The following is a 24024-nucleotide window of genomic DNA, read 5'->3' on the forward strand; positions in this document are numbered from 1 at the left end:
AGCAATCCATGATCTACCCGATCATGTTGGTTTCTGGCTGTGAGTGCAGCCTTCACGCTGAATTGGCTATTCATGCCGCAGGAAAACAAGGATGCGACAATGCGCTGGCTCAAAAGCACAATCATCGGCACGGTTCTATCGGCGCTGACCGCAAGTGCGGCGTTGGCTGGAAGTTGCGCGGCCGAACGCGCCGAAGCGCTGGTGCCGACGGATCTGGCTCTGTGCAAGTCTCTGGCCGACGACATTCGCAATCCCAGCGGTTTCCCGCTTGATGTGTACGAGGACAAGTTCAACAGATTTGTGGGCGGCTATTGCCATCGCGACGCTGATTCGGGCTGGGAGCGCGACAAATTTGTGCGGGACACGGGCCCGTTTACCGCCGTGTTCAGTGAAGGCAGCTGGCAGGGCAGCTATCACGGCACACACACCCCGGTGGTGATCTGGTATTCGCCCGAAATGGTCGAATGGCTCGTCACCAATCGTGGGGCAACACCGCCCGCGCTGGATGCAACTCCGGAGGTGCCGAAGGGCGCCATCATGATCAAGGAAATGTTCCCCTCACCGGCTGCTGACTGTGCTGGCGTCGATCCCTTGCACCTCTTCCCCACCAGCGGCGCAGCCATAATGGTGCGCGACCCTGCGGCCTCGTTCGATGGCTGGTTCTGGGGCTGGTATGGCTTTGCGCCCGACAGCTGGGCGCCCGACTGGCCAGCCGGTGCCAGCAACTCCATCCCCAATATGGGCTTTGCCCAATACTGCATGAATTGCCATGCCTCGGCGGAAAACAATCTCACCTTCGCCACGCCCGACAATATCGAGGGCCAGCCGGGCCAGCCACGGGCCTATCTCAGCCAGAATTTCTTTACGGCCACCCCCGCGCCCGTGCACCACGAAACAGTACACACCCCCGATGGCGCCCTGCAGCTCACCAAACCCCACGACAAGGCCGACAGTGCGGTCATCAACGACCTGCGGGCCTATACCCAGGCCCTGCCGTCGCCAGACACCAACCACGCCATGCCCTCGCAGACCTATGACAACACCTGGGTGGCCGCAGGCGGGCCGACGGCCGCTGATACCTTTTTGACGTCCAGCCAATGCCTTGGCTGCCATGACGCGGGGAGCACTGGCCTGCAGTTCGACATGACCCAGCCCAATCCACATGGCGATGATCTGTCCAATCTGTCGCCTTACGCAACCTGGCGCACCTCGCCCATGGGCCTGGCCGGGCGCGACCCTTTCTTCTTTGCCCAGCTCGCCAGCGAGATGCAGAGCTTTCATCCTGAATCCAAGGACCTGGTGCAGACCACCTGTCTGGGCTGCCACGGCATTGCCGGCGAACGGCAGTTCAATATCGACACCGTGGCCGCCGGCGACGCCTGCGCCCCCTTCCCCCGCACCGCGCTCGATACCCTGCCATGGACTGAAGCCGGCGATGGCCCGGATTTTGCCAAATATGGCATGCTGGGCCGCGATGGCATTACCTGCACCGCATGCCATCGCATCGCGCTGGGCGACCGTGCCACCGCGGCGCAGGCTGCCGCGCCTGAAAATGCCTGCGTCAGCGAGCGTCAGGAGCTTCTCAATCCCGGTGCCACCGGCTTTGCCCGCACCTTTACCGGCAGCTTCCTGGTAGGCCCGCCCGACAGCCTGATCGGGCCGTTCGAGGCACCGAAAACCAAACCCATGCAAAACGCCATGGGCATCAAGCCCGACCACCACGAGACCGTCACCAGTTCCGAGATTTGCGGCAGTTGCCACACGGTTCATCTGCCCGTCCTGAACAAGGGCAAGACGCTCGGTTACGTCTATGAGCAGACCACCTATCCCGAATGGGCCTTCAGTGCCTATCGCACCGGGGTCAGCCCTGATGGTCCGCTGCCGTCTGGACCGGGCGCCAACCCGACCTCGTGTCAGTCGTGCCATATGCCGAGCCGGGACGCAGATGGCGTGCCCTATAAGTCGAAGATCGCCAGTATTCAGGAGTTTTCCAACTTTCCGGCGGCCGATCATCCCTTGCCGCCCGAAGACATCGATCTGGCCGTGCGCGATGGCTTTGCCCAGCACACGCTGGTTGGCCTGAACATCTTCCTGATCGAGGTAGCCCAGCAGTTTTCCGATATTTTGGGCATTCCCACCAGCGACCCCATGCTGGGCAGCAAGGGGACCGATCCCCTGCTGCGAACCGAACAGGCCATGGTCGACCAGGCGCGGCTGCATACCGCTGATCTGGCCATCTCCGATGTTGCCATCACGGATGACAAACTCAATGCCACCGTCACTGTGACCAACAAGGCCGGACACAAATTCCCATCCGGTGTTGGTTTCCGGCGGGCCTTTGTCGAGTTCTCCGTGCTTGATGCCAAGGGCGCTGTGCTCTGGCAGTCCGGACGTACAAATGCCGCCGGTGCTCTGGTGGATGCCGATGCCAAACCGCTGGATGGCGAGTATTGGTGGAAAGACGACTGCTCGGCGCGTCTTGCGCCCGAGAGCCGCCTGCACCAGCCCCACTTCGCCACTGTTACCAGCCAGTCACAGGCTCAGATTTATCAGGAACTGGTCTCCACCCCCGGCAGTGACGCGGCGGTGTGTGGCCCGGCCAGCACGCCGAGCGGTCACCTGACCACCAGCTTCCTGTCGATCTGCAGCACCATCAAGGACAATCGCATCCTCCCCGACGGGTATCTGCCGCTGGCTGAGCGCCAGACCATCGCCGCAGCATTCGGCGCTGGTAAGGACCTGGCCCTTGAGACGGGATCGTTCGCCGTCGACGGCGATCCAGCCTATGAGCAGGGCGGTTTTGACAGCGTGAGCTACGCCATTGATCGCGCCGAGTTCGAGGGCACCCCATCCAGCGTGCAGGCAAAGCTCTACTATCAGGCGACGCCGCCATTCTATCTGCAGGACCGGTTCTGTACTGCCAAAGGACCGGACACCGAGCGCCTCTACGACATGGTCGGACGCCTCAACCTTGACGACACTCCCGCGGCGGGCTGGAAGCTTCAGGTGGCCGGAACGGCAACAATGGCTGTGCAATAGCGCGGGGCCATTGTCCCGCGCATGAAGCGGCCATTGAGACCCGATTACCCCATCCCGGGCCGCGTTTGCATGTAACAATAGCGCAATTCTGCGATGACCTTTGCGATCGCTCGAACAGGGGCGGCCGCATCGTCAATTGCCGCTCAGGCATCGATATGTTCACAAACCCCATCGCAGCGATCGGCGAACACCTCCGGCGCCTGTTCGTTCAGCGAGCGGTCTAAAGATCATTTTAAGGTCTGACTGGCAGTTTCAACGCGCCCGCCCTGGCGACTGCCGCCATGGCTGTCGGGCTTGTCGAACACCTGAAAGGCACTGAACACGATGACCAAGGCCTCCCTCCCCCTGCTGCTGGTTCTGGTCCTGTTCGGCAACGGGTTGCGATCCGTGGTCACGTCGACCGTGTTTGTTTCCGAGGGGGCTTTTTCCAGCTTTTTGGGGATTTCGGTCACGCAAACCTCGGCGGTCATCGAGCTGTTGCTCGGCGCCGTTCTGGTGGCACTGCTGATCGCCCCACGACTGATCGCACGATTTCAACCGCGGCAGCTCGCAGGCGTCATGTGCCTTGTTGCGGGCATGGCCAGTCTGGGACTGGCGCTGGTATTCTGGCTGTCGCCGCCGCTGGCCATGCGCGAGGCCAGTGTGTTTGTGTTGTTTCCATTGCTGGGCTTTTCATTGGCCACCTTGGCGCCGGTGGCGCAACTCATGACCGGCTGGGGCAGCGAAAAACATACCAAGCTGTTGACCGGCGCATGGGCCGTTGCCATGCCGTTGGCCTTTCTGGTGACCCCCCAACTGATCCGTGCCATCGCCCCGCACTATGGGCTGGAAGTTTTCTTCACCGGTTTTGCTTCGGTGGTTTTTCTGCTGATTGCCGGACTTCTCCTGGTCAAGCCGCCGGCCGCCAGTGTTGCCGACATGGGCGATCAACAGCAACGCGCCGCTGTCGGCGGGAGCCTGCTCCCCGTGCTGGCGGCGCTGGTCAGCTTCGAGGTCGCAACCATGCTCGTAACGCTGACGGGTATCACATCGCTCTACACCCTCCTGGCGGCAGCGGTGTTCGTTCTGGCGCTGGGTTATTTTCTCGTGACCATGCGCCGTCAGAAGTCGGTGGCCGCCGGCTCAAGCCAGGCTCCGGACGTCGAGGTGCTTGGCATCTTTGCCTTCATGTTTCTGGTCAACATCGCCACAAACGGATTTTATGACACCGCCTATCTGTTCGAGCACCTGAAGTCCGACACGCTGATTACCAACCGGGCAACGCTGAGCGCGCTGACCCAGGTCGCAGCAGCCATGGGCACAACCACCATTCTGGCCCGTTACGATCTGCAACGCCCGCTGATGCTCATCGGCGCGATCATCACGGCGATCGGCCTGGGCTCATTCCTGCTCTATGAACCCCTTCCCTCTGCCGAAGTGTTTATCGGCTCCAAAATGGTCTCCAGTTTTGGCGCGGGGATGCTGATAACCGCGGCGATATTTGCGTGCTCCAACAGCGCCTCCAAGAGCAGCGCACTGACGTTTTTTATCGCCTTTGTCATTGTAATCGGCACAGAAGTGGGCCTGGAGGGCTTCGAGATCATGACGTCCATAATGCGATTGATCGGCGTGCCCTCGGGCCAGATCTATTCGACCATTTTTCTGATGCAGTGCCTGCTCGTCCTGGTTGCCATCCCCTTCATCTTCATGCGCTCCGCAGCCCGCCAGCGGCCAAGCATGAAACAGGAGAGCGTTGCCTGAGCAGCAAAGACAAGCCAGTCCGGGCACCAATGCCATCAAAAACCCACCAAAACCCCGGACGCATCGCGGTAGGCTTGAAACGTCAGCGATGACAGCATCACACCGGCAAAGGTTTTGGCCAGTTCGTCGGGACCGGCAAGGCCCATTTCATCCCGCATCGTCTGTTGCACAAAAATGACGACGTCGGTTTGGTTCGGCGCGATCACACCGACTATGCGCGCGGCCACGGGACCCTGTTCTGGATGAGTAAACAGCGACACGAACTCGACGGCCGGATGGCCGGCAATTTTCGTAATGCGTCCGCCCAAAATCTTGGCCGTAGGCGGCGGTGTCAGCGACGGGTAGACCTGTTCATCGATCAGCGCAAACAGCCTTTTCAGGCGCTCATCTGCTGTTTCAGCGTCGACTTTCCCCACTAAGATCGTGACATATTCCAGCAACGTCTTGTCGAGAGATAGAAACTGCATTTCGCCCAGGTTTCCCGTCTGTTTCGGGAATCGCGTGCGGGTGAGCAACTTGCCCTTTGAAAACGGCACGCCCATTGTGAAATGAACCGGCACCACGCGTTCTTTGGAAACCTCGAATTCGGCATTTATCTTCATCTGCACTTTTACCGACTGGCCAATGACTGCGCGCCAGTCATAGTCTGGTGCCGTGTCTTGAGCGGTGGCCATAGTTCCAAGCGGCAGCGCCAACACGATGGCCAATGCAATCTTACGCAACATCAATAAATCCTCTCAATTCGCTAACTGTCAGCCAGCCGTCGATCGTCGATGGGGGGATTTCGCGCGGTCATCCGGGACTGCGGTTGGAAGGGGGTGTTTGTCCACCAATGAGTGCGCCAAGAACTGCCCGCAGTGAACGGACGACAGGGACTCAGCAAGGCCTGGGCGGCAGAGCTCGAAGCCCCGCTCAACCCTTGCCGGTCAGAGTTGGCTCAATAGGGGGAGCGGCAAAGCCGCCGTCCGCCATGGTAAGGCTGGTAGGTGTTGTCATATTCCCGGTAGGACCGGTACCTGTTGTAGCAGTAGTTCACATGACGGCGGCTCATGTGACGCGGCTTGTGGCCGTTATAATGGCGCGGGACATGCCGCTTCTTGCGGTAAACCCGGTAGCCGTGTTTCCGGTGTTTCTTCTTCACCTCGATGACATCCGCGCGTTGGGCGGCGGGCTGTTCGATCGCCGTGACGAACGGCATGGTCGGCAAGGCAGCGGCCGGCATCAGCCCGGAAAGAACGAAAGCAGCTGACAGCAAGGTTTTGATGGCGATATTTGACATGATTTAATACTCCTCTTTTTCAAAAATTTCTGTTCGGTTGCGAGGCCCACAGGATACCCCCCAGTGACGGGCCTAGATTATTGTTCTGATGGGGAGATTCAGACGCTCTAGACTTAATTCGTCTCCCCTTTTTTCACGAGGCCAGCCTGAATGAGTGAGGTGCAGTGTCTCGCTGAATTTCGAGACAGGGCTCAGGCTGTTCATCGTGGAAAGGCCTGGGGCCAACCGTTTCGTCTCGCTTGCTCGAAAACTGCCGTCCCAATCCCACCAATCCAAAGGTGATAAAGCCCACCTGAATGATGAATGCCCCAAGGTTGAACGCGCCAACAAGGCTGATTAACACCAGAATGGCTGCTATAACTTTGCTTGCGGAATAGAGTGGTCCATTGCCACAGGTCCGCCCTGACTGAACGAGCGCAAAACCGCTGATGTAAATGATGGATCCAACAACCCCGCTCGCACTGAGCAGGTCGGGATAGGCGCGCATGGTGTCGAATAAGTCCGACATGGTGACACTCCAAAACAGAAAGCCTTCAACGCATGAAAAGTTGCGAGGCTGGCCTACTCCCGAAATTAAAAAAATCGAATATTCAGGGTACGAGGCGGTATAATCCAGTCCTAGGTGATGGCTATGCCTTGCAATATCCCCAGTTGGGGACAATCGCTAACTATCGGGAATTATATACTTGGGGATTACATAGGTGTCCTCCCCGACACTCACGTCACTTCCGACGGCACGCGCCAGAAGCCAAGGCCACCCGGTCAGATGATGATAATGACCATGCTCAGGCAATTCGGTCAGAATGCCATTGGGAAGGCGGCTCACCATCAGCGCCGCTCCGGCCAGCGGCGCCACGTTGTCGAGCGCGCCATGATAGATTTCCACGGGCACCGTGATATTGGCCACGTCGAAATCCCAACCCTGGGCATTGAGCACATTTTCCTCGACCATGCCCGACATCCCCGCAGCAGTACGTTCGGCGAGCATCTCGGCCATTCGTGACCTGATAAACGGGTTTGACAGGGCGGCCACATCATAAGCACTTTTGGTTTTACTGATGTAGCGGTCAAAATAACGATCGACGTTCTGCATGATTGACCGGATCAGAAAGGGCAGCATCTGCCGCAACATCGCCGGCCATTTCCGGCCCAGCACACCCGACATCTGATAAAACAGGTCCAGGTCGCGCCAATTGGGCGGAAGGTATTCAGGATATGGCGCCGCCGACAGAACCACACGGTCGATACGGGCCTGCATTTCATGTGCAACGGCCATGGCAGAGCCCGCACCAAATGACACGGCAAAGACGGTAAACCGATCCACCTCGAGGTGATCGAGCAATTCCACCACATCGCCGCTGAAATCGCGCAAGCTCGTCATTGTCTTGGGGCTGGACCTGAATCCACCCGGGCGACACGGGGTGATCAGGCGGATGTTGTATTTTTCGAGATGGGTCAGCACGCCAGCAGGGTTGCCGACAATATCGACCGTAATCCCTGCCAGGGCATCGAAATGCACCACCGGCCTGCCGGTTTTAGGGCCAAGGATGAAATATTCCAGGATGCGCCCGTCTTTGAGTTGCATAAGCCTGCGCACCCTGTGCTGTTCTTCTTCCAGGGTGCGGCGTTTACGCAGCACGCTCAGCGGGCCTTTGTGCAAATTCTGGATCAGGTCGACCTGTGATCGGCTGCCGGTCTTGTTGTAAATCCGCTTCAGATATGTGCGCGCGCTCTCATAGGACAATTCAATTTCGGCGGCGGCCTGCTTAAGGTCGCTTTTCTGGGTGATCGCGGCGAGCAGGTCAGTCTCCCGTTTGGTCAGGCCGTGTTCGGCGGCAAAGGCCCGTATGCCATCGTTTTCGCCCACATTTGTAACCAGCAAAACAGCCGCAGCCTTGGGTGGGAAACCCATGCGGACGGCCTCGCGGCGGGGCAACATCAGCAGGTTAGCCGCGCCTTTGGTCGGCAGGGCCAAGGCGCTGGGTTCGTCGGTACGGTTGATTTGACTGACCCACTGTTTCATCGATTGTTCGGTTTCGGTGAGCGGACAGCGCAACAATGGTGTCGTCGTTTTGTCAAAAAGCCGCGCAATCTTCGGCTGAGCCATCATCGCGCTGTTTTTCATAATCGTCTCGCCTTGTTCGTTGATCAGGGCAAGCCCGAACGAAAAGGTATTGAGGACCGCACGGTGCTGCCCTTCCCGTTCCTGCAAGTCCACAATGCGTTCGGAAATACTGAACGCGCGCAGAAAATGCTGCGCCATGTTGAAGATTGAGGATTGCTGTTCTGATGCAGGCAGAGTTTCGCGTGCGCTTTCGAGCTGCTCAGCAAGTGTGAGCACCAATTCCGGCCAAAGTGAATTGTCCAGAGAAGCTTCATAAACCAGATGAATAAGTTGCTCGGAGTGGTCGGGCATTTCAAAAATCTCGTTAAGTGCAAGAACATATAGCTTTACACTGAACCTTACTACAGTTTTGCCAGTGCCCCGGTGTCGCCTCTGTGTTCTACATGGACTGGCAGATGTGGCGCGAAACCGGGGCGCTGGTGCCGCTCCGCGCACGGCGATTTCAGCGGCGGCGCCAAAGTGGCACCTGGCCTGAAACCGGAACCTTTTTGACGCTGCCCCGTTGCCTGACAGAGACCGCGCGCCTATGTTCGGGCGACGTTGCGGAATTATCCCGCCGCTCATCCAATTCAAGAGGAGAATTCTCATGGCCCTCGAACTGCCAAAACTGCCCTATGACTACGACGCGCTTGCGCCTTACATGTCGCGCGAGACGCTGGAATTTCACCACGACAAGCATCATCAGGCCTATGTCACCAACGGCAACAAGGCGCTCGAAGGCTCTCCGCTTGAAGGCAAGTCGCTCGAAGAGATCTGCAAGGCGGCCTATGCCGAGAAGAATGCACCGCTGATCAACAATGTCGGCCAGCACTACAACCACCTGCATTTCTGGAACTGGATGAAGAAGGGCGGCGGCGGAACATCGCTTCCCGGCGCGCTGGCCAAGGCAGTCGAGTCCGATCTCGGCGGCTATGACAAGTTCCGCGCTGATTTCATCAATGCCGGTACGACCCAGTTCGGCTCGGGCTGGGCATGGCTTGCGGTCAAGGACGGCAAGCTTGCGGTGATGAAGACCGCCAATGGCGAAAATCCGCTGATGCATGGCGCTTCGCCGATTCTGGGCTGCGACGTGTGGGAGCACAGCTACTACATCGATTACCGCAACGCGCGTCCGAAATATCTCGAAGCCTTCGTCGACAACATGATCAATTGGGATTATGTGGCTGAAATGTACGAAGCCGCCCGCTGAGGGTCAGACAAGACAGAAATCGGAAAAACCCGGCGTTATTCATCGCCGGGTTTTTTATTGCCAGCGGCCGGCACTGGCTGCAGCCGAGCGCTGGCCGGGTGCGCCAAATGATAACGCTGTGTTCACAATCTTGTTACTTCCCAGACATCACCAGCGTGCAATCATGTCGCAGGGGAAATTGTTCATTGATCAACAGGAGAGACCTCATGAAATTTCGGACTTTATTTGCCGCCGCCGTGATCGGCGCTGCCGGGATTGCACCGGCAATTGCCGCTGACGAGCCGCAGGTGGTTCGCCAGGAAATGATGAAGAAGGTTGGCGGAGCGACCGGCGCCATGGCCAAGATGGTCAAGGGTGAGGTCGATTACGACGCTGCCGCAGCTCTTGCAGCATTGTCCACAATCAGTGAAGTGGCGGGTACAATCGGCGCATATTTCCCTGAAGGATCCGAAACCGGGTTTGAAACCGAAGCCGCACCGGCGATCTGGGCCGATATGGACGGATTCAAGGCCAAGCTCGCCGCCTTCAAGGCCGACGCCGATGCCGGCGTTGCTGCAGCACCGGCTGATCTCGATGGCCTGAAGGCTGTGTTCGGCCCGCTGACCAAGAACTGCGGCACCTGCCATGAGACCTTCCGCCTGAAGAAGAGCTGATGGGTTCAAACAATCATTTAACATCCACCGGGCGCCGGTCGTGAAACGGCTGGCGCTCGGTCTTGGCGTTTTGGCAGCAGCTGGTGCTGCGGTCGGTCTGTGGCTGACCGCGCCGGTTCCTGTGGCTGCCGAGCGGCTGCAGCGCATTGCAGCGCTTGACGGCGATGCGGCGGCGGGAGAGATGCTGTTCTGGGCCGGCGGTTGCGCCTCCTGCCATGCAGCACCCGGCGCGAAAGACGATGCCCGCTTGCTGCTGTCAGGCGGGGTTCGGCTGACAAGCGATTTCGGCACCTTCATTGCGCCCAATATTTCGCCTGATCCGCAAGCCGGGATCGGCAGTTGGTCGATTTCGGATTTTGCCAATGCGATGCTGGCCGGCGTTTCGCCCGATGGCAGGCATTATTATCCGGCGTTTCCTTATGGCTCCTACACGCGGATGACCGACGGCGATATCGCTGATCTGTTTGCCTTCATGAAAACGCTGCCTGAAAGCCAGGTCGCATCGCTGCCCCACGAAGTCGGATTCCCGTTCAATATCAGGCGGTCGCTGGGCGGCTGGAAATTGCTGTTCTTTACAGATGCGCCACGCGAAAACGTCAACAGCGACGATCCGCTGATCGCGCGCGGGCAATATCTGGTGGAAGGCCCCGGCCATTGCGGCGAATGCCACACGCCGCGCAATCCGGTTGGCGGCTTTGTCACCAATGCCTGGCTGTCGGGGGCGCAAAATCCCGAGGGCGAAGGGGTGATCCCCAATCTCACACCCGGCGGCAAGTCTATCGGCGGCTGGAGTGCTGCCGATATCGCCTATTATCTGGAAAGTGGTTTCACACCGGATTTCGACAGTGTCGGCGGATCGATGGTGGAAGTGCAAGCCAATATGGCGAAACTGAAAAGCGGCGACCGGGATGCGATCGCCGCCTATCTCAAGGCACTGCCCGAGCGGGCCAACGGCTGGGAGTAGACCCCAGCCTGCCAATCCCGCTTCTCGCGATCGCTTTAGCTGGTAAGCCGCGTGACCTGTTTGACCGCTTCTTCGCCAATATCCTTGAACGCCTTGGTCAAATCGTCGGCGCTATCGGCGTCATAGTAAAAGCTGCTGCCGGAGGAACAGGCGGCCAGCAGATCCTTGCCGCGCTTTGGCGCCTGGAAGGCAACTGCGAAAACCGTCACGCCTTCGTCCTTGGCCTTGTCGCAATATTTGATCGTCTGCTTGTCGGCGTAGTCATTTTCCCAGTCAGAACCTGTGGAGTTCTCACCATCTGTCATGAAGACAATGAACTTCGACGGGTTCTTCGATTCATTGACCGAATAATGGGCGTTGATTTCAGTCGAGCTGGTGATCTGCTCGTAACCCCACTTCATCGCATCTTCGGAATTCGTTCCACCAGTAGCTTCAAGCGCGGCGGCAAAAGCCGTCACCAATGGCTTTGTCCAAGTCATGGTTCGCTTGTCGCCGCTTTTGGTTTCGGAATTGTAGCTGACTGCCCCCATCCGGGTGTACTCGTTGGTCAGGTCTGCTGTCTGCAGATGCACAGTCAGAAGCCCGACCGCTTCCTTCAGGACATCGATCTTGGGAACATCGACCTCCTGGGTGGTGGTTCCGCACTGATACTTACGCCATCCCCGGCCGCAGTATTTGGCAACGGTCTCGAATTTGGTCCTGCCGGACGCCCAATCCATTGACCCGGAGCGGTCCAGCACAAGCATCATCGACAGCGGATTGGAGCCATCACGGGCGGATTCCGATGTACCGCTGATGGTGACATCAATGGTCTCCTTGCCCATGAACCTTGCCAGTCCGCTCAAATCCTGAGATCCGTTGGCTACAACCTCAACGGTCCAGACCGTCTTTGAGCCGGTTCCCGTCTGGGTGACGGTGACAGTCGGGGTGGCTGCAAAACCGGAAAACGCATTGGCATCGTCCGCAATCTGGCCATTGAAGAAGTTTATGGCGTAGGCTTTTGCTTCGCTCTCGACGATCTTTTCTTCGGCGAGCTGGCTGGTGGTGGCCAGCGCCGCGCTGTCAGCGGCGTTCTGGAGCCGGGTTTTCATCGACAACGCATTGGTCGTGTCCAAAGCGAGACTTCCCGCCACGAACATGACCGGCAACATGATGCTGGCCATCATGGCAAAGTTGCCATCGGTATTGCCCAGCAAATTGGCAATTTTGCGTGTTATCCGGGACTTGGCCATCACAGGACCTCGCATGCGTTAAATTTGTTCATAGGTACAAATACAACGAGGTCTATGAGCATCACCTTAATCAGCTTGGTAAAATTTTAGCAAAGATCCTTTTGAGGCTATTTTTTCAAATTAGTCGCTGATTGCGAGCCTCCTCCCTAGCATCTCGGCCAGTATAGCCCGCATATATAAATACCTCTTTCAAGTTTAAATCTTGCCGGTCACCTTGAGCGCGAAAGCATATTCATAGGCGACCTCCTCCAGCCGTTGAAAACGGCCTGAAGCACCGGCATGACCGGCGGACATATTGATCTTGAACAGCACCGGCGCCGAACTGGTGGACATTTCGCGCAAGCGCGCCACCCATTTGGCAGGTTCCCAGTAGGTCACACGCGGATCTGTCAAACCCGCCACCGCCAGGATCGGCGGATAGGCCTGGGCTGTGACATTGTCATAGGGCGAGTAGCCGGCAATGGTCTGATAGTCCTTGAGCGAGACCACCGGGTTGCCCCATTCGGGCCATTCCGGCGGGGTCAAGGGCAGCGTGTCGTCGAGCATGGTGTTGAGCACATCGACAAAGGGAACCGCGGCGATGATGGCGCCAAAGGCGTCAGGCGCCATGTTTACGACGGCGCCCATCAGCATGCCACCGGCAGAACCGCCCTGAGCGACGATGCGGTCATGCGAGGTGAAGTTCTCAGTGTCGAGATAACGGGCGGCGGCAATGAAGTCGGTGAAGGTGTTGGTTTTGTTGCCGCGCTTGCCGGCCTCGTACCAGCCAAAGCCTTTTTCCTTGCCGCCGCGAATATGGGCGATGGCATAGACAAAGCCGCGATCGACCAGCGACAGGCAACTGGTGTTGAAGCTCGCCGGAATTGCGATGCCGTAGGAGCCATAGCCATAGAGCAGGCACGGTGCGGTTCCATCAAGCGGCGTGTCGCGGCGGTAAAGCAGCGTCACCGGCACCTGTTCGCCATCTGCGGACGGGGCCATGACCCGGCGGGTGATGTAGTCGCCGGGGGTGTGACCGGACGGCACCTCGTCGCGCTTGAGCAGCGTGCGCTCGCGGGTCGACATGTTGTAATCATAGAGTTCGGATGGCGTCGTCATCGACGAATAGCTGAAGCGGACGATGTCGGTGTCGTATTCCATCGAGCCCTGGAAGCCGAGCGAATAGGCCTCTTCATCAAAGGCGATAGCATGTTCTTCGCCGCTGGTACGGTCATGGATAACAATCCGCGGCAGGCCGTTTTCGCGCTCCATCCAGACCAGATGATTGCGGTAGGCGCTGACCGACAGGATCAGCCGGCCCGGCTTGTGGCGCACGACTTCGCTCCAGTTGGCCGGCTCCGGCCTTTCAACCGGGGTCTGCATGATCTTGAAGTCCTTGGCGCCATCAGAATTGGTGAGAATGTAAAACACATCCCCGCCTTCGCTGAGCGAATATTCAACGCCGGTTTCGCGTCTGGCCACCAGCTTGGGCTTGGCCGCAGGATCGTCAGCCGGCATGATCCAGTATTCCGATGTCTCGTGATCATTGACGCCGATCATGATAAAATCGTTCAACCGGGTGTCGGAGACGCCCATGAAGAAGCCGGAATCAGTCTCCTCATGGATCAGCACATCCTCGGCCTGTGCGGTGCCGAGGCGGTGATACAAGATCCGGTTGGGACGATGGTTGTCATCAACGGCTGTGTAGAAGAAACCGGTGCAATCAGCCGCCCAGGCAGCACCGCCACCGGTGTTCTCGATCAGGTCGGAACTGTCTTCACCGGTGGCAAGATCGCGCACCTTGAGGGTGAAGAATTCCGAGCCCTTGTCGTCATAGCCCCAGACCATCGCCGCATGATCGGGCGAATGGTCGGCGCCTGCGAGCCGGAAATAAGCCTTGCCCTCGGCCTCGAGATCGCCATCGAGCATCATCTGCTCGTCGCCGCCGTCGCGCGGGATGCGGAAATATTTTGGCTGTTCGCCGCCGGTCACGAAGCGGACGCCGTAGAGCCAGGAACCATCGGGCGATGGCACCGAGCTGTCGTCTTCCTTGATGCGGCCGCGCATTTCGGCAAACAGCGTCTTCTGCAGGGCTTCCGTGTCGGCCATGGCGGCTTGCTGGTAGGCATTTTCGGCTTCCAGATGGGTGCGGATCGCCGGATCGAGAAGGGCTGGATCCTTGAACATCGCCTGCCAGTTGCCATCGCGCATCCAGGCATAGTCATCGGTGCGGGTGACGCCATGGCGGGTATCACTGAGAGGGCGTTTTTCAGCGACGGGGGCAGCAGGCAAGTTTGAAAATGCGGACAAGAAGAACTCCATGATCGAAAAAATGCGTCTCCCCGACATAGAGGCCGTGACAGGCGGGATCAAGGCAGCGCCGCGGGAAAACCGGCAGGCAGGGTAAACGCCTACCGGATGACAAGGGCTGCAAGGGTCAACCCGGATGCGAGCATGCAGGCAATCGTCCGCACAGTGTTGAGACTGACCCACCGCGTCATGTAGGCCTGCTTCCAGAACTCCAAAGCCTGCGGCGTTGCGGGAGCAAGGGCTGCCAGCTGGTTGTTGAGCGGCACATTGCCGGCGGCGGTGAGCGCGAAGACACCGACGAGGTAAAGACTACCGGCCAGCATCAACAGAAGCCGCGGCGTACCGGCGAGATTGACCGCCGCATAGACAACGATGATCAGCGAGACCAGCGTCAGCCCCATGAACAGCACCATGAAGATCGAGCGCATGATCTCGACATTAAGGACCTGCATGGATTCAATGCCGCCCTGACCGGTGACCAGATTGAACGATCGCATGAGGAAATCGGAAAACGCCAGTAACACGCCGCCAATGGCGGCATAGGCAAGGACGGATGCTGCACTAAGCAGGATGAACCATAAAGACATGAGCTTTGCTTTCAGTTGCGGGCGCTGGGCCCCGGGGTTTCAGACAGGTGAACTTCGACCGGCTGACGCGCAGCCGGTCGTCAGGGATGGTGTCAGGCCGCTTTTTTCCAGACACCGGAGGCTGCGGCGTTGCGGCAAAAGTCAGCGAAATCACGCGGCTTGCGGCCCAATGCGCGCTCAACGCCATCGGTGAGATAGGCATTGTGGCCATCAAGGGTTTCGCGGCAGATTTCTGTAAAGACATCGGCGATGACTTGTCCGCCGATGCCAAGCATTGCTTCATGGAACTGCTCGAGCGTGATCGGCATGTAACGGACGGGAATTTCGGCGGCGGCGGAAATCTCGGCCGCAGCCTCAGCGAAGCTCAGAAGCCTGGGACCGGTGATCTCGTAGAGTTCGCCATTGTGGCGGTCATCGGTCAGCGCTGCGACGGCGACATCAGCGATGTCATCCACATCGGCAATCGGCTCCTTGATGTCACCGGCAGGCAGCGCCACCATACCGTCCAGAACCGGGGCCTGCAGATAGCCTTCGGAGAAATTCTGCGCGAACCAGGCGGCGCGGACGAGCGTGAACTCCAGGCCGGAATTGCGGATGATGTCTTCGCACTTGCGGGCGTGGGCTTCCCCCCTGCCCGACAGCAAGACCAGCTTGCGGACGCCGCTGGCCCTGGCGATTTTGGTCAGGGCCTCGATCTTGTCCGTAGCACCCGGAAAGGCAAGATCAGGGAAATAGGAGACGTAGGCGACATGCACGCCCGCAAGCGCTGCGGTCCAGGCTTCAGGCTGGTCCCAGTCGAAGGGAACAGCCGAATTGCGCGAGCCTTCGCGTACTGAATAGCCCTTGTCTCTGAGTGACTTGACGATGCGGCTGCCGGTCTTGCCGGTTGATCCGATGACGAGAATGGGTGGCTTTTGCATGGGTAGCTCCTTGCGCTCAATTAACGATGAGCAGGACCTAACCCCGCATCTCCGGATGAACAATGATTGAAAAACCGCGATGATATGCAGATCGTCCAGACTGATGGACAATTAGCAGATGGCTGACTAATCTGACCTCATGACAACCTCTGAACCAAGCATTCCCGTCACCTCCGATCCTCTCGCCGAAACGCTGCACATGCTGCGGCTGACCGGCACGCTTTATTGCCGTGGCGAACTGACTGCGCCCTGGGCGATCGCCATTCCGCGGCTTGAAGGGGTGATGTCCTTCGTGGTGGCCACCTCCGGCGCCTTGTGGCTGGAACTTGAAGGGATGGAGCCTCGGCTGCTGTCGCAGGGATGCCTGGCGCTGATCCCGCACGGGACGCCGCATACAATCTCCAATGCTGCAGGGCTTGCGGGCGAACCGCTGTTTGACCTGCCGGTGGAGAAGGTCAGCCAACGCTACGAGATCATGCGCCATGGCGGCGGCGGCGCGATGACCCGCACCATGTATGGCGTGGTGCGGTTTGACGATGTCGCCGCCGAGCACCTGCTCAAGCTGCTTCCGCAAATCATCGGCATTGACGCCTGGGATGACCAGACCGGCGGCTGGCTGCAGAGCACGCTGCGGTTCATCGCCAGTGAAGCAGCCTCGCTGAAACCCGGCGGCGAGACAGTGATCACGCGGCTGTCGGATGTGGTGGTGATCCAGGCGATCCGGTCCTGGCTGGAAACAGCGCCGACGACCGAGACCGGCTGGCTGGCAGCGCTACGCGATCCGCAGATCGGCAAGGCGCTGGCGCTGATGCACCGCCGCCCCGGCGAAGACTGGAGTGTGGATTCGCTGGCGGTCCATGTCGGCATGTCGCGCTCGGCCTTCGCGGCGCGCTTTGCCAACCTGGTGGGGCAAACGCCGCTGCGTTACCTGACCGACTGGCGCATGCGCATGGCCCGCAGCCGGCTGATCGATACCACCGATGCGCTGGCGGCAATTTCAGGCGATCTCGGATATCAGTCGGAAGCAGCCTTCTGCCGGGCGTTCAAGCGTGTGTTCGGCAAACCGCCGGGCAGCATTCGCAGAGCCGAGCCCGGGCACGCGGGAGCGGTTATTCCGGATCTGCGGCCGGCCAAAACCGGATAGAGCTTGCCAAGATCTGCGTGTGGTCAGGCCAGTTCGCCTGCCGGGCGGATGGTGCCGACTTCAATGCCGTTCCAGTTTTTCATGGTTTTTTTCGACCAGTTGCCGAGCTTGGCGGAGAGATCCTGATCATCGGCAAACAGCTTGCCTAGAACCGCGCCGATCATCGCTTCGGCGCCACGGGTGGAACCGTCCTCGCATTTGAGCGCGATGCCGTAGCCTTTTTCCGGAATGGTGGCGCAGAAGACGCCCTCGGCGCCGGTCTTGGCGAAGATCTTGCCGGGCGCGATCTGCATGAGTTCGGTGCAGGCGCGGCGTGTGCCTGCGACATACCAGGGCTCGGCCATGCAGGCTGACATCAGCCGTTGTGCCGCCTTTGCGCGCTCAGACCCAAGGCCTGTGCCCGACGCCATGCGGGCAAAACCGTGGGCGATGCTTTTTAGAGGCGCTGCATAGGTCGGGATCGAGCAACCATCTGTGCCGCAATTGTCGTGACCGAGCGCGGTACCGGTGAGATCGGACATGACATCGCGGACCGATGACTGGACGAAATGATCATAGCCGACATAGCCGTGATGGTCGACGCCGGCGTGGCATGACAGGCAGAGGAAACCGGCATGTTTGCCGGAGCAATTGTTGCCGAGCTGGTTGGGTTTGCCGCCTGCACGGGCCTGATCGATCAGCACCTTTTGTTCGGAACTCCAGTGACAGCCGCACTCGAAATCGGCTTCCGACAGACCGGCGCGGGCGACAATATCGCCGGCCAGCCGCATATGTTCAGATTCGCCGGAATGAGATGAACAGGCAAGCGCCAGTTCCATGTTGCCAAAACTGTAGCGGTCGGCTGCGCCGGTCTCGACCAGCGGCAGCGCCTGCATGGATTTCACCGCCGAGCGCGGAAACACCGGAGTTTCGACCTCGCCTAGGCTCATCACCACCGCGCCGTCGCCATCCACCACGACAGCCATGCCGCGATGCCGGCTTTCAACCATCTGGCCACGGGTGACTTCAACTAGAACGGGGTTTTGCATGGGGTGTTTCCTGGAATCGGGTTGACGGTGGCTGACCGGCGGTTGTGGCCGGTTTGCTGGCCTGATTGATCGCAGAAGCGTGGGTTTTGGGCAAGAGGCGGAGACAAAACGAAGGCGGGACATCGAAAGGACGACCGTCCCGTGGTTTTTCCCGGCTAACGTATCTCGCGGATCTATCATACGACAGCGCGTCCGTAGCGATCTGAAATTGCATTAATAATTACGGTCCGGAAAGCGATCACAAGCCTGCCGAGGCAGCTGAAACCCAGCAGCAACGTCCCTCGGGAAGGCCCAATCAACAGCGCCCAAACGTCCCCATCCTGGCAATCCCTGCCTAAACTCGGGCCCATGATCAAAACGGATCGTCTTGCAGATCGGAGACACCATGGCTCGGCTTTCCTTTTTCAACAGCCTGATATCGTGGCTGACGCGGCGGACCGCGCCAGTGCCGGACACATCCAGCCCTGCCGCCTCTCCCGGTCCTATCGGCGCGGCGACGAGCCGCCCGCAGATGCCGGCCGCTGATGCCGACACAAACATCGCCTGGGGGGCGCGGGTCTCGGCACCATTCAAACACAAGGCAATCACTATCTCCCGGCGTCTGGACATGGACCCTAACCACCTGATGGCGATCATGGCGTTCGAGACCGGTCGCACATTTGACCCCGGCATCACCAATCAGGCCGGATCGGGGGCCACTGGACTGATTCAGTTCATGCCGGCAACCGCCAAAGGCCTCGGAACGACCACCGCCCGGTTGGCGATGATGAGTGCGATTGATCAACTCGACTATGTCGAGCGCTACCTCACCCCCTATGCGGGTCGGATGGGCGATCTGGCGAGCGCCTATATGGCGGTGCTTTATCCCCGTGCCGTCGACAAGGACACAAGCTATGTTCTGTTTCGCAAAGGCTCAACCGCCTACAAGCTCAATCGCGGTCTCGACGTAAATCGCAACGGTCAGGTGACCAAGGCCGACGCGGCTGAGAAGGTTTTGGCCCTGCTCACCGAAGGCCTGCGCCCCGGATTGATTGGCTGAATACAGACAAAGCCTACACCGCGACGGTTTCCTGATTGCACCTGCAGGAAGGCTTGATAAGCTGGCGCCCTACTCACCGGATTTCAATCACCTTCCATGCTGCGCACAATCCTGATTACCCTTCTGGGGCCAATGCTCTGGGGCACCACTTATGCGGTGTTCACCGAAACTCTGCCAGTCAGCCATCCATTGCTGACAGGCGCGGTGCGGGCGCTGCCGGCCGGGCTGATCCTGCTGATGCTCAATCCGCGGATTCCGCCGCTGGCGGCGCTGATGCGTCATGCGGTGATCGGATTAAGCAATATCGCGGTCTTCTTCGGGCTGCTGTTTGTTGCCGCGGCGCGAATGCCGGGCGGGCTGGCGGCAACGCTGGGCGCAATTCAGCCGCTGGCGGTGATCCTGATCTCGGCCTGGCTGATTGGTCGCGCGCCGCACCCGGTGCAGATTCTGGCGGGAATCGCCGGCGTTGTTGGTGTTGGGCTGCTTGTGCTTTCACCAGACGCGCATCCCGACCCGATCGGCGTGGCGGCCGCCATTGGCGGGGCGCTGTCGATGGCCATCGGCACTGTTCTGATCGACCGCTGGGGCCGGATGGGCACGCCACTGGAAACCACCACCTGGCAATTGATTTTCGGCGGCGCCATACTGATGCCGGTGGCGCTGGTGTTTGAAGGGCTTCCGCCAGCGCCGGGACTCACCGAAATTCTCGGCTATGGCTGGTTGATAATCCTGGGCACCGCGTTTGCCTATTTCGTCTGGACCCGCGGCATCGGCAAGCTCGGTCCGAGTGCCGCCTATCTGGCGCTGGCAAGCCCGATAGTCGCAACCGCAATTGGCGCAATAGCACTGGGTGAATGGTTCAGCCCGTTTCAATGGGCCGGCATGGCACTGGTCATCGGCGCGACGGCGGTAGGGGTGTCGATCAAGCGGCGGGGGTAAGCCCAATTGCTGCTATGGGGATCACTGTACGACTGCCATGCCAGCAATTGGCTGAGCTCCCCGGCAGCCGGCCTTGATGTCTCAGTTGGCCTCAGCTACCGGCGGTGTCCTTGAGGACAATCGCTGCAAGGTTTTGCACCTCCCGAACCACCAACTGCAGATCCTGGTTTGCCGTTCGGTGATTGTTGATCGCTGCGCGCAGACAATGTTGGCCGTGAACAGTCGTATCTGACAGCACTGCAATTCCATTCTCTTGCAGGCGCAGCATGATTTCGATGTTCAAAGCTTTCAGCTCCGCTTCATCCAACCCGCCAGGATCGTAGCGAAAGCAGACAATGTTGATGCTGGTCGGAAACATCAGATGAAGATTTTCCGCTTCCTCCACCAAACGCGACAGGTGGGCGCCTTTGGCGATATCCTGATCTATCAGCCGTCCGAATTTCTCGACACCGTGTTCGCGAAGCGACATCCAGACCTTGAGCGCACGAAACCCGCGCGATGTCTGAATGCCGAAATCATGAAGCCATTGCGCCGCCGCCAAACCCCGGTTTGCGGTCTTCAAATATTCAGGCGTGAGCGAGAACGTGGACAAATGCGCTGTCCTTGAGCGAATGAGCGCACAGCCAACTTCAAATGGCGCATGCAACCATTTGTGTGGATCAAGGGCGATTGAATCAGCGCGTTCAATGCCTTCAACCCGCCAGCGATTTTCCGGAGCGATGGCAACAAGCGCGCCAATACAACCATCAACATGAAGCCAGATGTCCTGCTCATGGCAAAAATCGGCGATTGCCGCGAGGTTGTCGATTGCGCCTGTATTGACCGTCCCGGCGGTAGCGATCACGCAGGCTGGTACTACGCCGTTCGCCCGGTCATCGGCCACGGCAAATTTCAGCGCTTCCAGATCCATTGTCATATCGCCGCCTGTTCGGATCCGGAACAGGGCTTTGTTCCCCAGCCCAAGCGTCTCCATCGCCTGTTGGTGACAGCTGTGCATCTGGTCAGAGCCATAAAAACGCAAAGGTGCAGGCAGCGCCATCAGGCCTTCTTCACGGATATCGATTCCGGCCTTTGTGTTTCTGGCTACAGTCAAGCCGATCAAGTTGGCGACCGAGCCGCCGCTGACCAGTGTGCCGCTTGCTCCTTCCGGCATGCCAATCATTTGACGAAGCCACTGGACGACCTGCTGGTCCATCAACGCCGCCGCGTGGTTACCACCGCCAAGGTTGGAGCCTTGGACAGCAGCAATGAAATCAGCCATGGCGCCGGTGAAATTGCTGGTTCCCATGTACCACGCCCAAAAGCGTGGATGCGTGTTGCCCATTGGATAGGCCATCACAGTGTCATCGACATCGCGCAGGATGTCTGCCAAAGGCGTCGCGGTCTTGGGAACATCGGTGAGGAACCGATCCCTGATATCACCGGGCATGTCGCGCCAGACTGGCCGGTCTCTTACATTTTTTGTGTAATCAATCGCGCTGTCGACCAGGGCATGAGCCAGTTTTTGGGTTTGCGCCCAGTCTTCGGGATCGAGTGTCTCATAGTCCATGTGGCCCCCTTGCTCGGGTGCCGCGCGTCATTTCGTGCGCACAAAGATCACCCAAATTTTTGGATAGTCGCATCACATTGTTTACAAAATTTCGTACGACTGCTCAAACCATTACTATAGTAAAGCAAAGAATAGTTGGAGTTTTCCGTAGCTGTCAAACCTGCAGAAACGTTGGGCACCAGCACGTTCTGCAAATAGACACCAGTTTGCGGATGGACAGACTTGCGATGAGAGAGACGAATCTCACTGACCTGCAATAATCCCAGATGACGAAAACCCGCCATCGACGGTCAGCACTTGGCCGTTAATGTAGCTGGCCTGGGGGGAGAGCAGGAACAGGATGGCGTCGGCGATCTCTTCCGGTCGGCCGTAGCGGCGAAGCGGGATCTTGCTGGTCCAGCGCTTGCGGTCTTCCATCGTGTGCAGCTGTGAAATCAGCGGGCTGTCGACCGGGCCCGGAGCGACGACGTTGACGCGGACGCCGCTGGCGCCCCATTCATTGGCCAGAACCTGGCTCATCATGATGACGCCCGCCTTGGACGCGCCATAGGCGACACGACCGGCATTGGCCCGGATACCCGATGCGGATGCGAGATTGACGATGGCCAGCGTGTCGCCCATCTGCTCGAGCGTCGCGCGGCACATAATGAAGCTGCCGGTGAGATTGACGTCGAGGATCTGGCGGAAGATCTCGGCGCTGGTTTTTTCAGCCGGAATATCGCGGGCAATGCCGGCGCAATTGACCAGACCGGTGATCGGGCCGAAGGCGTCAACGGCCTGTGAGAGGCACTCGGCCACCTCGTCCTCGTCGGTGACATCACAGACCAGCGCCAGCACATCCTCGCCTTCAAGCCTTTCCTCCGAGCGGGCCACGGCATCGTCGCTCGCATCAAGGATGGTAACGGTGGCGCCGTCATCGATCAGCGCCAGCACCGTTGCCCCGCCTATGCCCGACGCACCGCCGGTGACCACAACGTGACTGGCTGCACCGGTGGTCACCGGATGCGCTCGAGGATGGAGACGTAATTGGCGACCGCTGCGCCGCCCATATTGAAGATGCCGCCGAGTTCAGCGTCCTTGATCTGGATACCGCCGGCCTCACCGGTCAGTTGCATGGCGGTGAGCGCATGCATCGACACGCCGGTGGCGCCGATCGGGTGGCCCTTGGCTTTCAAGCCGCCGGATGGATTGACCGGCAGGCGGCCATCCTTCTGGGTTTCGCCGCTCATGGCAAAATAGCCGCCCTGCCCCGGCTTGGCCAGACCCATGGCTTCATACTCGATCAGTTCGGCAATGGTGAAGCAGTCGTGGGTTTCGACAAAGGAGAGATCATCCAGCGAGGTACCGGAATTGGCGAAAGCCCGCTTCCAGCCGAGCGCGCAGCCCTCAAAGGCGAGAATGTCGCGCTTGGACATCGGCAAAAAGTCCTGCACATGCTCGGCGGCGCGGAACAGAACGGCGCGTGGTGCCTGCATGGCGGTCGAGACATCGGCGAGAACGATGGCTGCGGCACCGTCGGAGACCAGCGAGCAGTCGGTGCGCTTGAGCGGGCCGGCGACGAACGGATTCTTGTCGCTCTCGGTGCGGCAGAATTCAAAGCCGAGATCCTTGCGCATCTGCGCCCAGGGATTTTCGACCCCGTTCTTGTGGTTCTTGGCGGCAATGGCTGCGAGGCCGTCTGACTGGTCGCCATATTTCTGGAAATAGCCATCGGCGATCTTGCCGAACACGCCGGCGAAGCCTGCGGGCGTTTCACCATCCTCGGGCAGATAGGAGGCCTTGAGCAAATTGGCGCCGATCTGCGGTCCAGGCGTCGTGGTCATCTGTTCGACGCCGACCACCAGCACCCGGCGCGCGCTACCTGCGCGAATGGCCTTGATGCCCTGATGGACAGCTGCGGAGCCGGTGGCGCAGGCGTTTTCCACGCGAGTTGTCGGTTTGAAACGGAAGCCATCATCGGCCTGCAGCACCAGGCTGGCGGTAAAATCCTGCGCCGAAAAGCCTGCGTTGAAGTGACCGAGATAGATTTCATCAATATCGCCGGCTTCAAGCCCGGCATGCTCAAGCGCCTCGCGCGCCACTCTGGTGACCAGGCTTTCAACTGTTTCGTCGGTGTGTTTGCCAAAGGGCGTATGGGCCCAGCCGATGATGCAAGCGGTCATGAATGTCTACTCCCGGAATCTCGAAATGCTGCCGCGCAGTTTTGGGGGCGCGGACAGCATTGTAAAGAGGCTTGGAGATTTCAAGCGATTTGATCGGCGGATTATATTTTGGCGCATCGTGGATTGCGGTTTGCGTCGGCCTGATC

20 protein-coding genes are annotated in these 24024 nt (G+C 59.2%); 8 read left to right on the plus strand and 12 right to left on the minus strand.

Going from position 1 to position 24024, the window contains the following annotated elements:
• The first annotated feature begins 99 nt into the window (after window positions 1–99).
• Both IMCC20628_RS13025 and IMCC20628_RS13035 read left to right on the plus strand, forming a co-directional pair.
• Complete coding sequence (locus IMCC20628_RS13025) at window positions 100–3039, plus strand: hypothetical protein (RefSeq protein ID WP_047032549.1); 2940 nt, start codon at window positions 100–102, stop codon at window positions 3037–3039.
• Window positions 3040–3363: 324 nt separating this feature from the next.
• Window positions 3364–4779 carry a hypothetical protein gene (locus tag IMCC20628_RS13035; RefSeq protein ID WP_047030575.1) on the plus strand — a complete coding sequence of 472 codons (1416 nt, stop codon included), beginning with the start codon at window positions 3364–3366 and terminating at the stop codon, window positions 4777–4779.
• A 35-nt stretch (window positions 4780–4814) separates the two neighbouring features.
• Here the strand turns inward: IMCC20628_RS13035 and IMCC20628_RS13040 are convergent, their stop codons facing one another.
• From IMCC20628_RS13040 to IMCC20628_RS13055, 4 genes are all read right to left on the minus strand, one after another.
• The gene (locus IMCC20628_RS13040; RefSeq protein ID WP_047030576.1) at window positions 4815–5504 is read right to left on the minus strand and encodes a hypothetical protein; all 690 of its coding nucleotides are present in this window, start codon (window positions 5502–5504) and stop codon (window positions 4815–4817) included.
• A gap of 212 nt (window positions 5505–5716) precedes the next feature.
• Window positions 5717–6058: a BA14K family protein gene (locus IMCC20628_RS13045; protein WP_047030577.1), complete on the minus strand. Its 342-nt coding sequence runs from the start codon at window positions 6056–6058 to the stop codon at window positions 5717–5719.
• Window positions 6059–6191: 133 nt separating this feature from the next.
• Entirely contained in the window at window positions 6192–6566 is a 375-nt protein-coding gene (locus tag IMCC20628_RS13050) for a hypothetical protein (RefSeq protein ID WP_047030578.1), read from the minus strand.
• A 156-nt stretch (window positions 6567–6722) separates the two neighbouring features.
• Entirely contained in the window at window positions 6723–8474 is a 1752-nt protein-coding gene (locus IMCC20628_RS13055; protein WP_047030579.1) for an alpha/beta hydrolase, read from the minus strand.
• Between the two features lie 295 nt (window positions 8475–8769).
• Between IMCC20628_RS13055 and IMCC20628_RS13060 the strand changes: the two genes are divergently transcribed.
• The 3 genes from IMCC20628_RS13060 (at window position 8770) to IMCC20628_RS13070 (ending at window position 10989) form a co-directional block, all read left to right on the plus strand.
• Window positions 8770–9372 (plus strand): superoxide dismutase, encoded by a 603-nt coding sequence (locus tag IMCC20628_RS13060; protein WP_047030580.1) that lies wholly within the window; start codon window positions 8770–8772, stop codon window positions 9370–9372.
• 206 nt (window positions 9373–9578) lie between these two features.
• On the plus strand, window positions 9579–10025 hold the full coding sequence (locus tag IMCC20628_RS13065) for a cytochrome c (RefSeq protein ID WP_047030581.1): 447 nt from the start codon (window positions 9579–9581) through the stop codon (window positions 10023–10025).
• Window positions 10026–10065: 40 nt separating this feature from the next.
• A complete protein-coding gene (locus tag IMCC20628_RS13070; RefSeq protein ID WP_047030582.1) occupies window positions 10066–10989 on the plus strand; it encodes a cytochrome c in 924 nt (307 codons plus the stop codon).
• A 35-nt stretch (window positions 10990–11024) separates the two neighbouring features.
• On the opposite strand, the gene IMCC20628_RS13075 is transcribed toward IMCC20628_RS13070, so the two are convergent.
• The 4 genes from IMCC20628_RS13075 to IMCC20628_RS13090 form a co-directional block, all read right to left on the minus strand.
• A complete protein-coding gene (locus IMCC20628_RS13075) occupies window positions 11025–12221 on the minus strand; it encodes a pilus assembly protein (protein ID WP_047030583.1) in 1197 nt (398 codons plus the stop codon).
• 195 nt (window positions 12222–12416) lie between these two features.
• On the minus strand, window positions 12417–14522 hold the full coding sequence (locus IMCC20628_RS13080; RefSeq protein ID WP_047030584.1) for a S9 family peptidase: 2106 nt from the start codon (window positions 14520–14522) through the stop codon (window positions 12417–12419).
• A gap of 89 nt (window positions 14523–14611) precedes the next feature.
• A complete protein-coding gene (locus tag IMCC20628_RS13085; RefSeq protein ID WP_047030585.1) occupies window positions 14612–15097 on the minus strand; it encodes an anthrone oxygenase family protein in 486 nt (161 codons plus the stop codon).
• A 92-nt stretch (window positions 15098–15189) separates the two neighbouring features.
• The gene (locus IMCC20628_RS13090) at window positions 15190–16017 is read right to left on the minus strand and encodes an NmrA family NAD(P)-binding protein (protein ID WP_047030586.1); all 828 of its coding nucleotides are present in this window, start codon (window positions 16015–16017) and stop codon (window positions 15190–15192) included.
• A gap of 139 nt (window positions 16018–16156) precedes the next feature.
• On the opposite strand from IMCC20628_RS13090, the gene IMCC20628_RS13095 reads away from it, so the two are divergent.
• Window positions 16157–17161 (plus strand): AraC family transcriptional regulator, encoded by a 1005-nt coding sequence (locus tag IMCC20628_RS13095; protein ID WP_047030587.1) that lies wholly within the window; start codon window positions 16157–16159, stop codon window positions 17159–17161.
• Between the two features lie 23 nt (window positions 17162–17184).
• On the opposite strand, the gene IMCC20628_RS13100 is transcribed toward IMCC20628_RS13095, so the two are convergent.
• The gene (locus IMCC20628_RS13100) at window positions 17185–18189 is read right to left on the minus strand and encodes an asparaginase (protein WP_047030588.1); all 1005 of its coding nucleotides are present in this window, start codon (window positions 18187–18189) and stop codon (window positions 17185–17187) included.
• Window positions 18190–18574: 385 nt separating this feature from the next.
• On the opposite strand from IMCC20628_RS13100, the gene IMCC20628_RS13105 reads away from it, so the two are divergent.
• Window positions 18575–19228 carry a transglycosylase SLT domain-containing protein gene (locus tag IMCC20628_RS13105; RefSeq protein ID WP_245307773.1) on the plus strand — a complete coding sequence of 218 codons (654 nt, stop codon included), beginning with the start codon at window positions 18575–18577 and terminating at the stop codon, window positions 19226–19228.
• A 96-nt stretch (window positions 19229–19324) separates the two neighbouring features.
• Entirely contained in the window at window positions 19325–20167 is an 843-nt protein-coding gene (locus IMCC20628_RS13110; RefSeq protein ID WP_047030589.1) for an EamA family transporter, read from the plus strand.
• Between the two features lie 91 nt (window positions 20168–20258).
• Here IMCC20628_RS13110 and IMCC20628_RS13115 read toward each other — a convergent pair whose 3' ends face one another.
• The 3 genes from IMCC20628_RS13115 to IMCC20628_RS13125 form a co-directional block, all read right to left on the minus strand.
• The gene (locus IMCC20628_RS13115; RefSeq protein ID WP_047030590.1) at window positions 20259–21716 is read right to left on the minus strand and encodes a pyridoxal-dependent decarboxylase; all 1458 of its coding nucleotides are present in this window, start codon (window positions 21714–21716) and stop codon (window positions 20259–20261) included.
• Window positions 21717–21959: 243 nt separating this feature from the next.
• On the minus strand, window positions 21960–22715 hold the full coding sequence (locus IMCC20628_RS13120) for an SDR family NAD(P)-dependent oxidoreductase (RefSeq protein WP_047030591.1): 756 nt from the start codon (window positions 22713–22715) through the stop codon (window positions 21960–21962).
• Entirely contained in the window at window positions 22712–23878 is a 1167-nt protein-coding gene (locus IMCC20628_RS13125) for an acetyl-CoA acetyltransferase (protein WP_047030592.1), read from the minus strand. Before IMCC20628_RS13125 ends, IMCC20628_RS13120 begins: the two co-directional genes overlap by 4 nt.
• Window positions 23879–24024: the final 146 nt, after the last annotated feature.

The organism is Hoeflea sp. IMCC20628 (assembly GCF_001011155.1).
GTDB lineage: Bacteria > Pseudomonadota > Alphaproteobacteria > Rhizobiales > Rhizobiaceae > Hoeflea.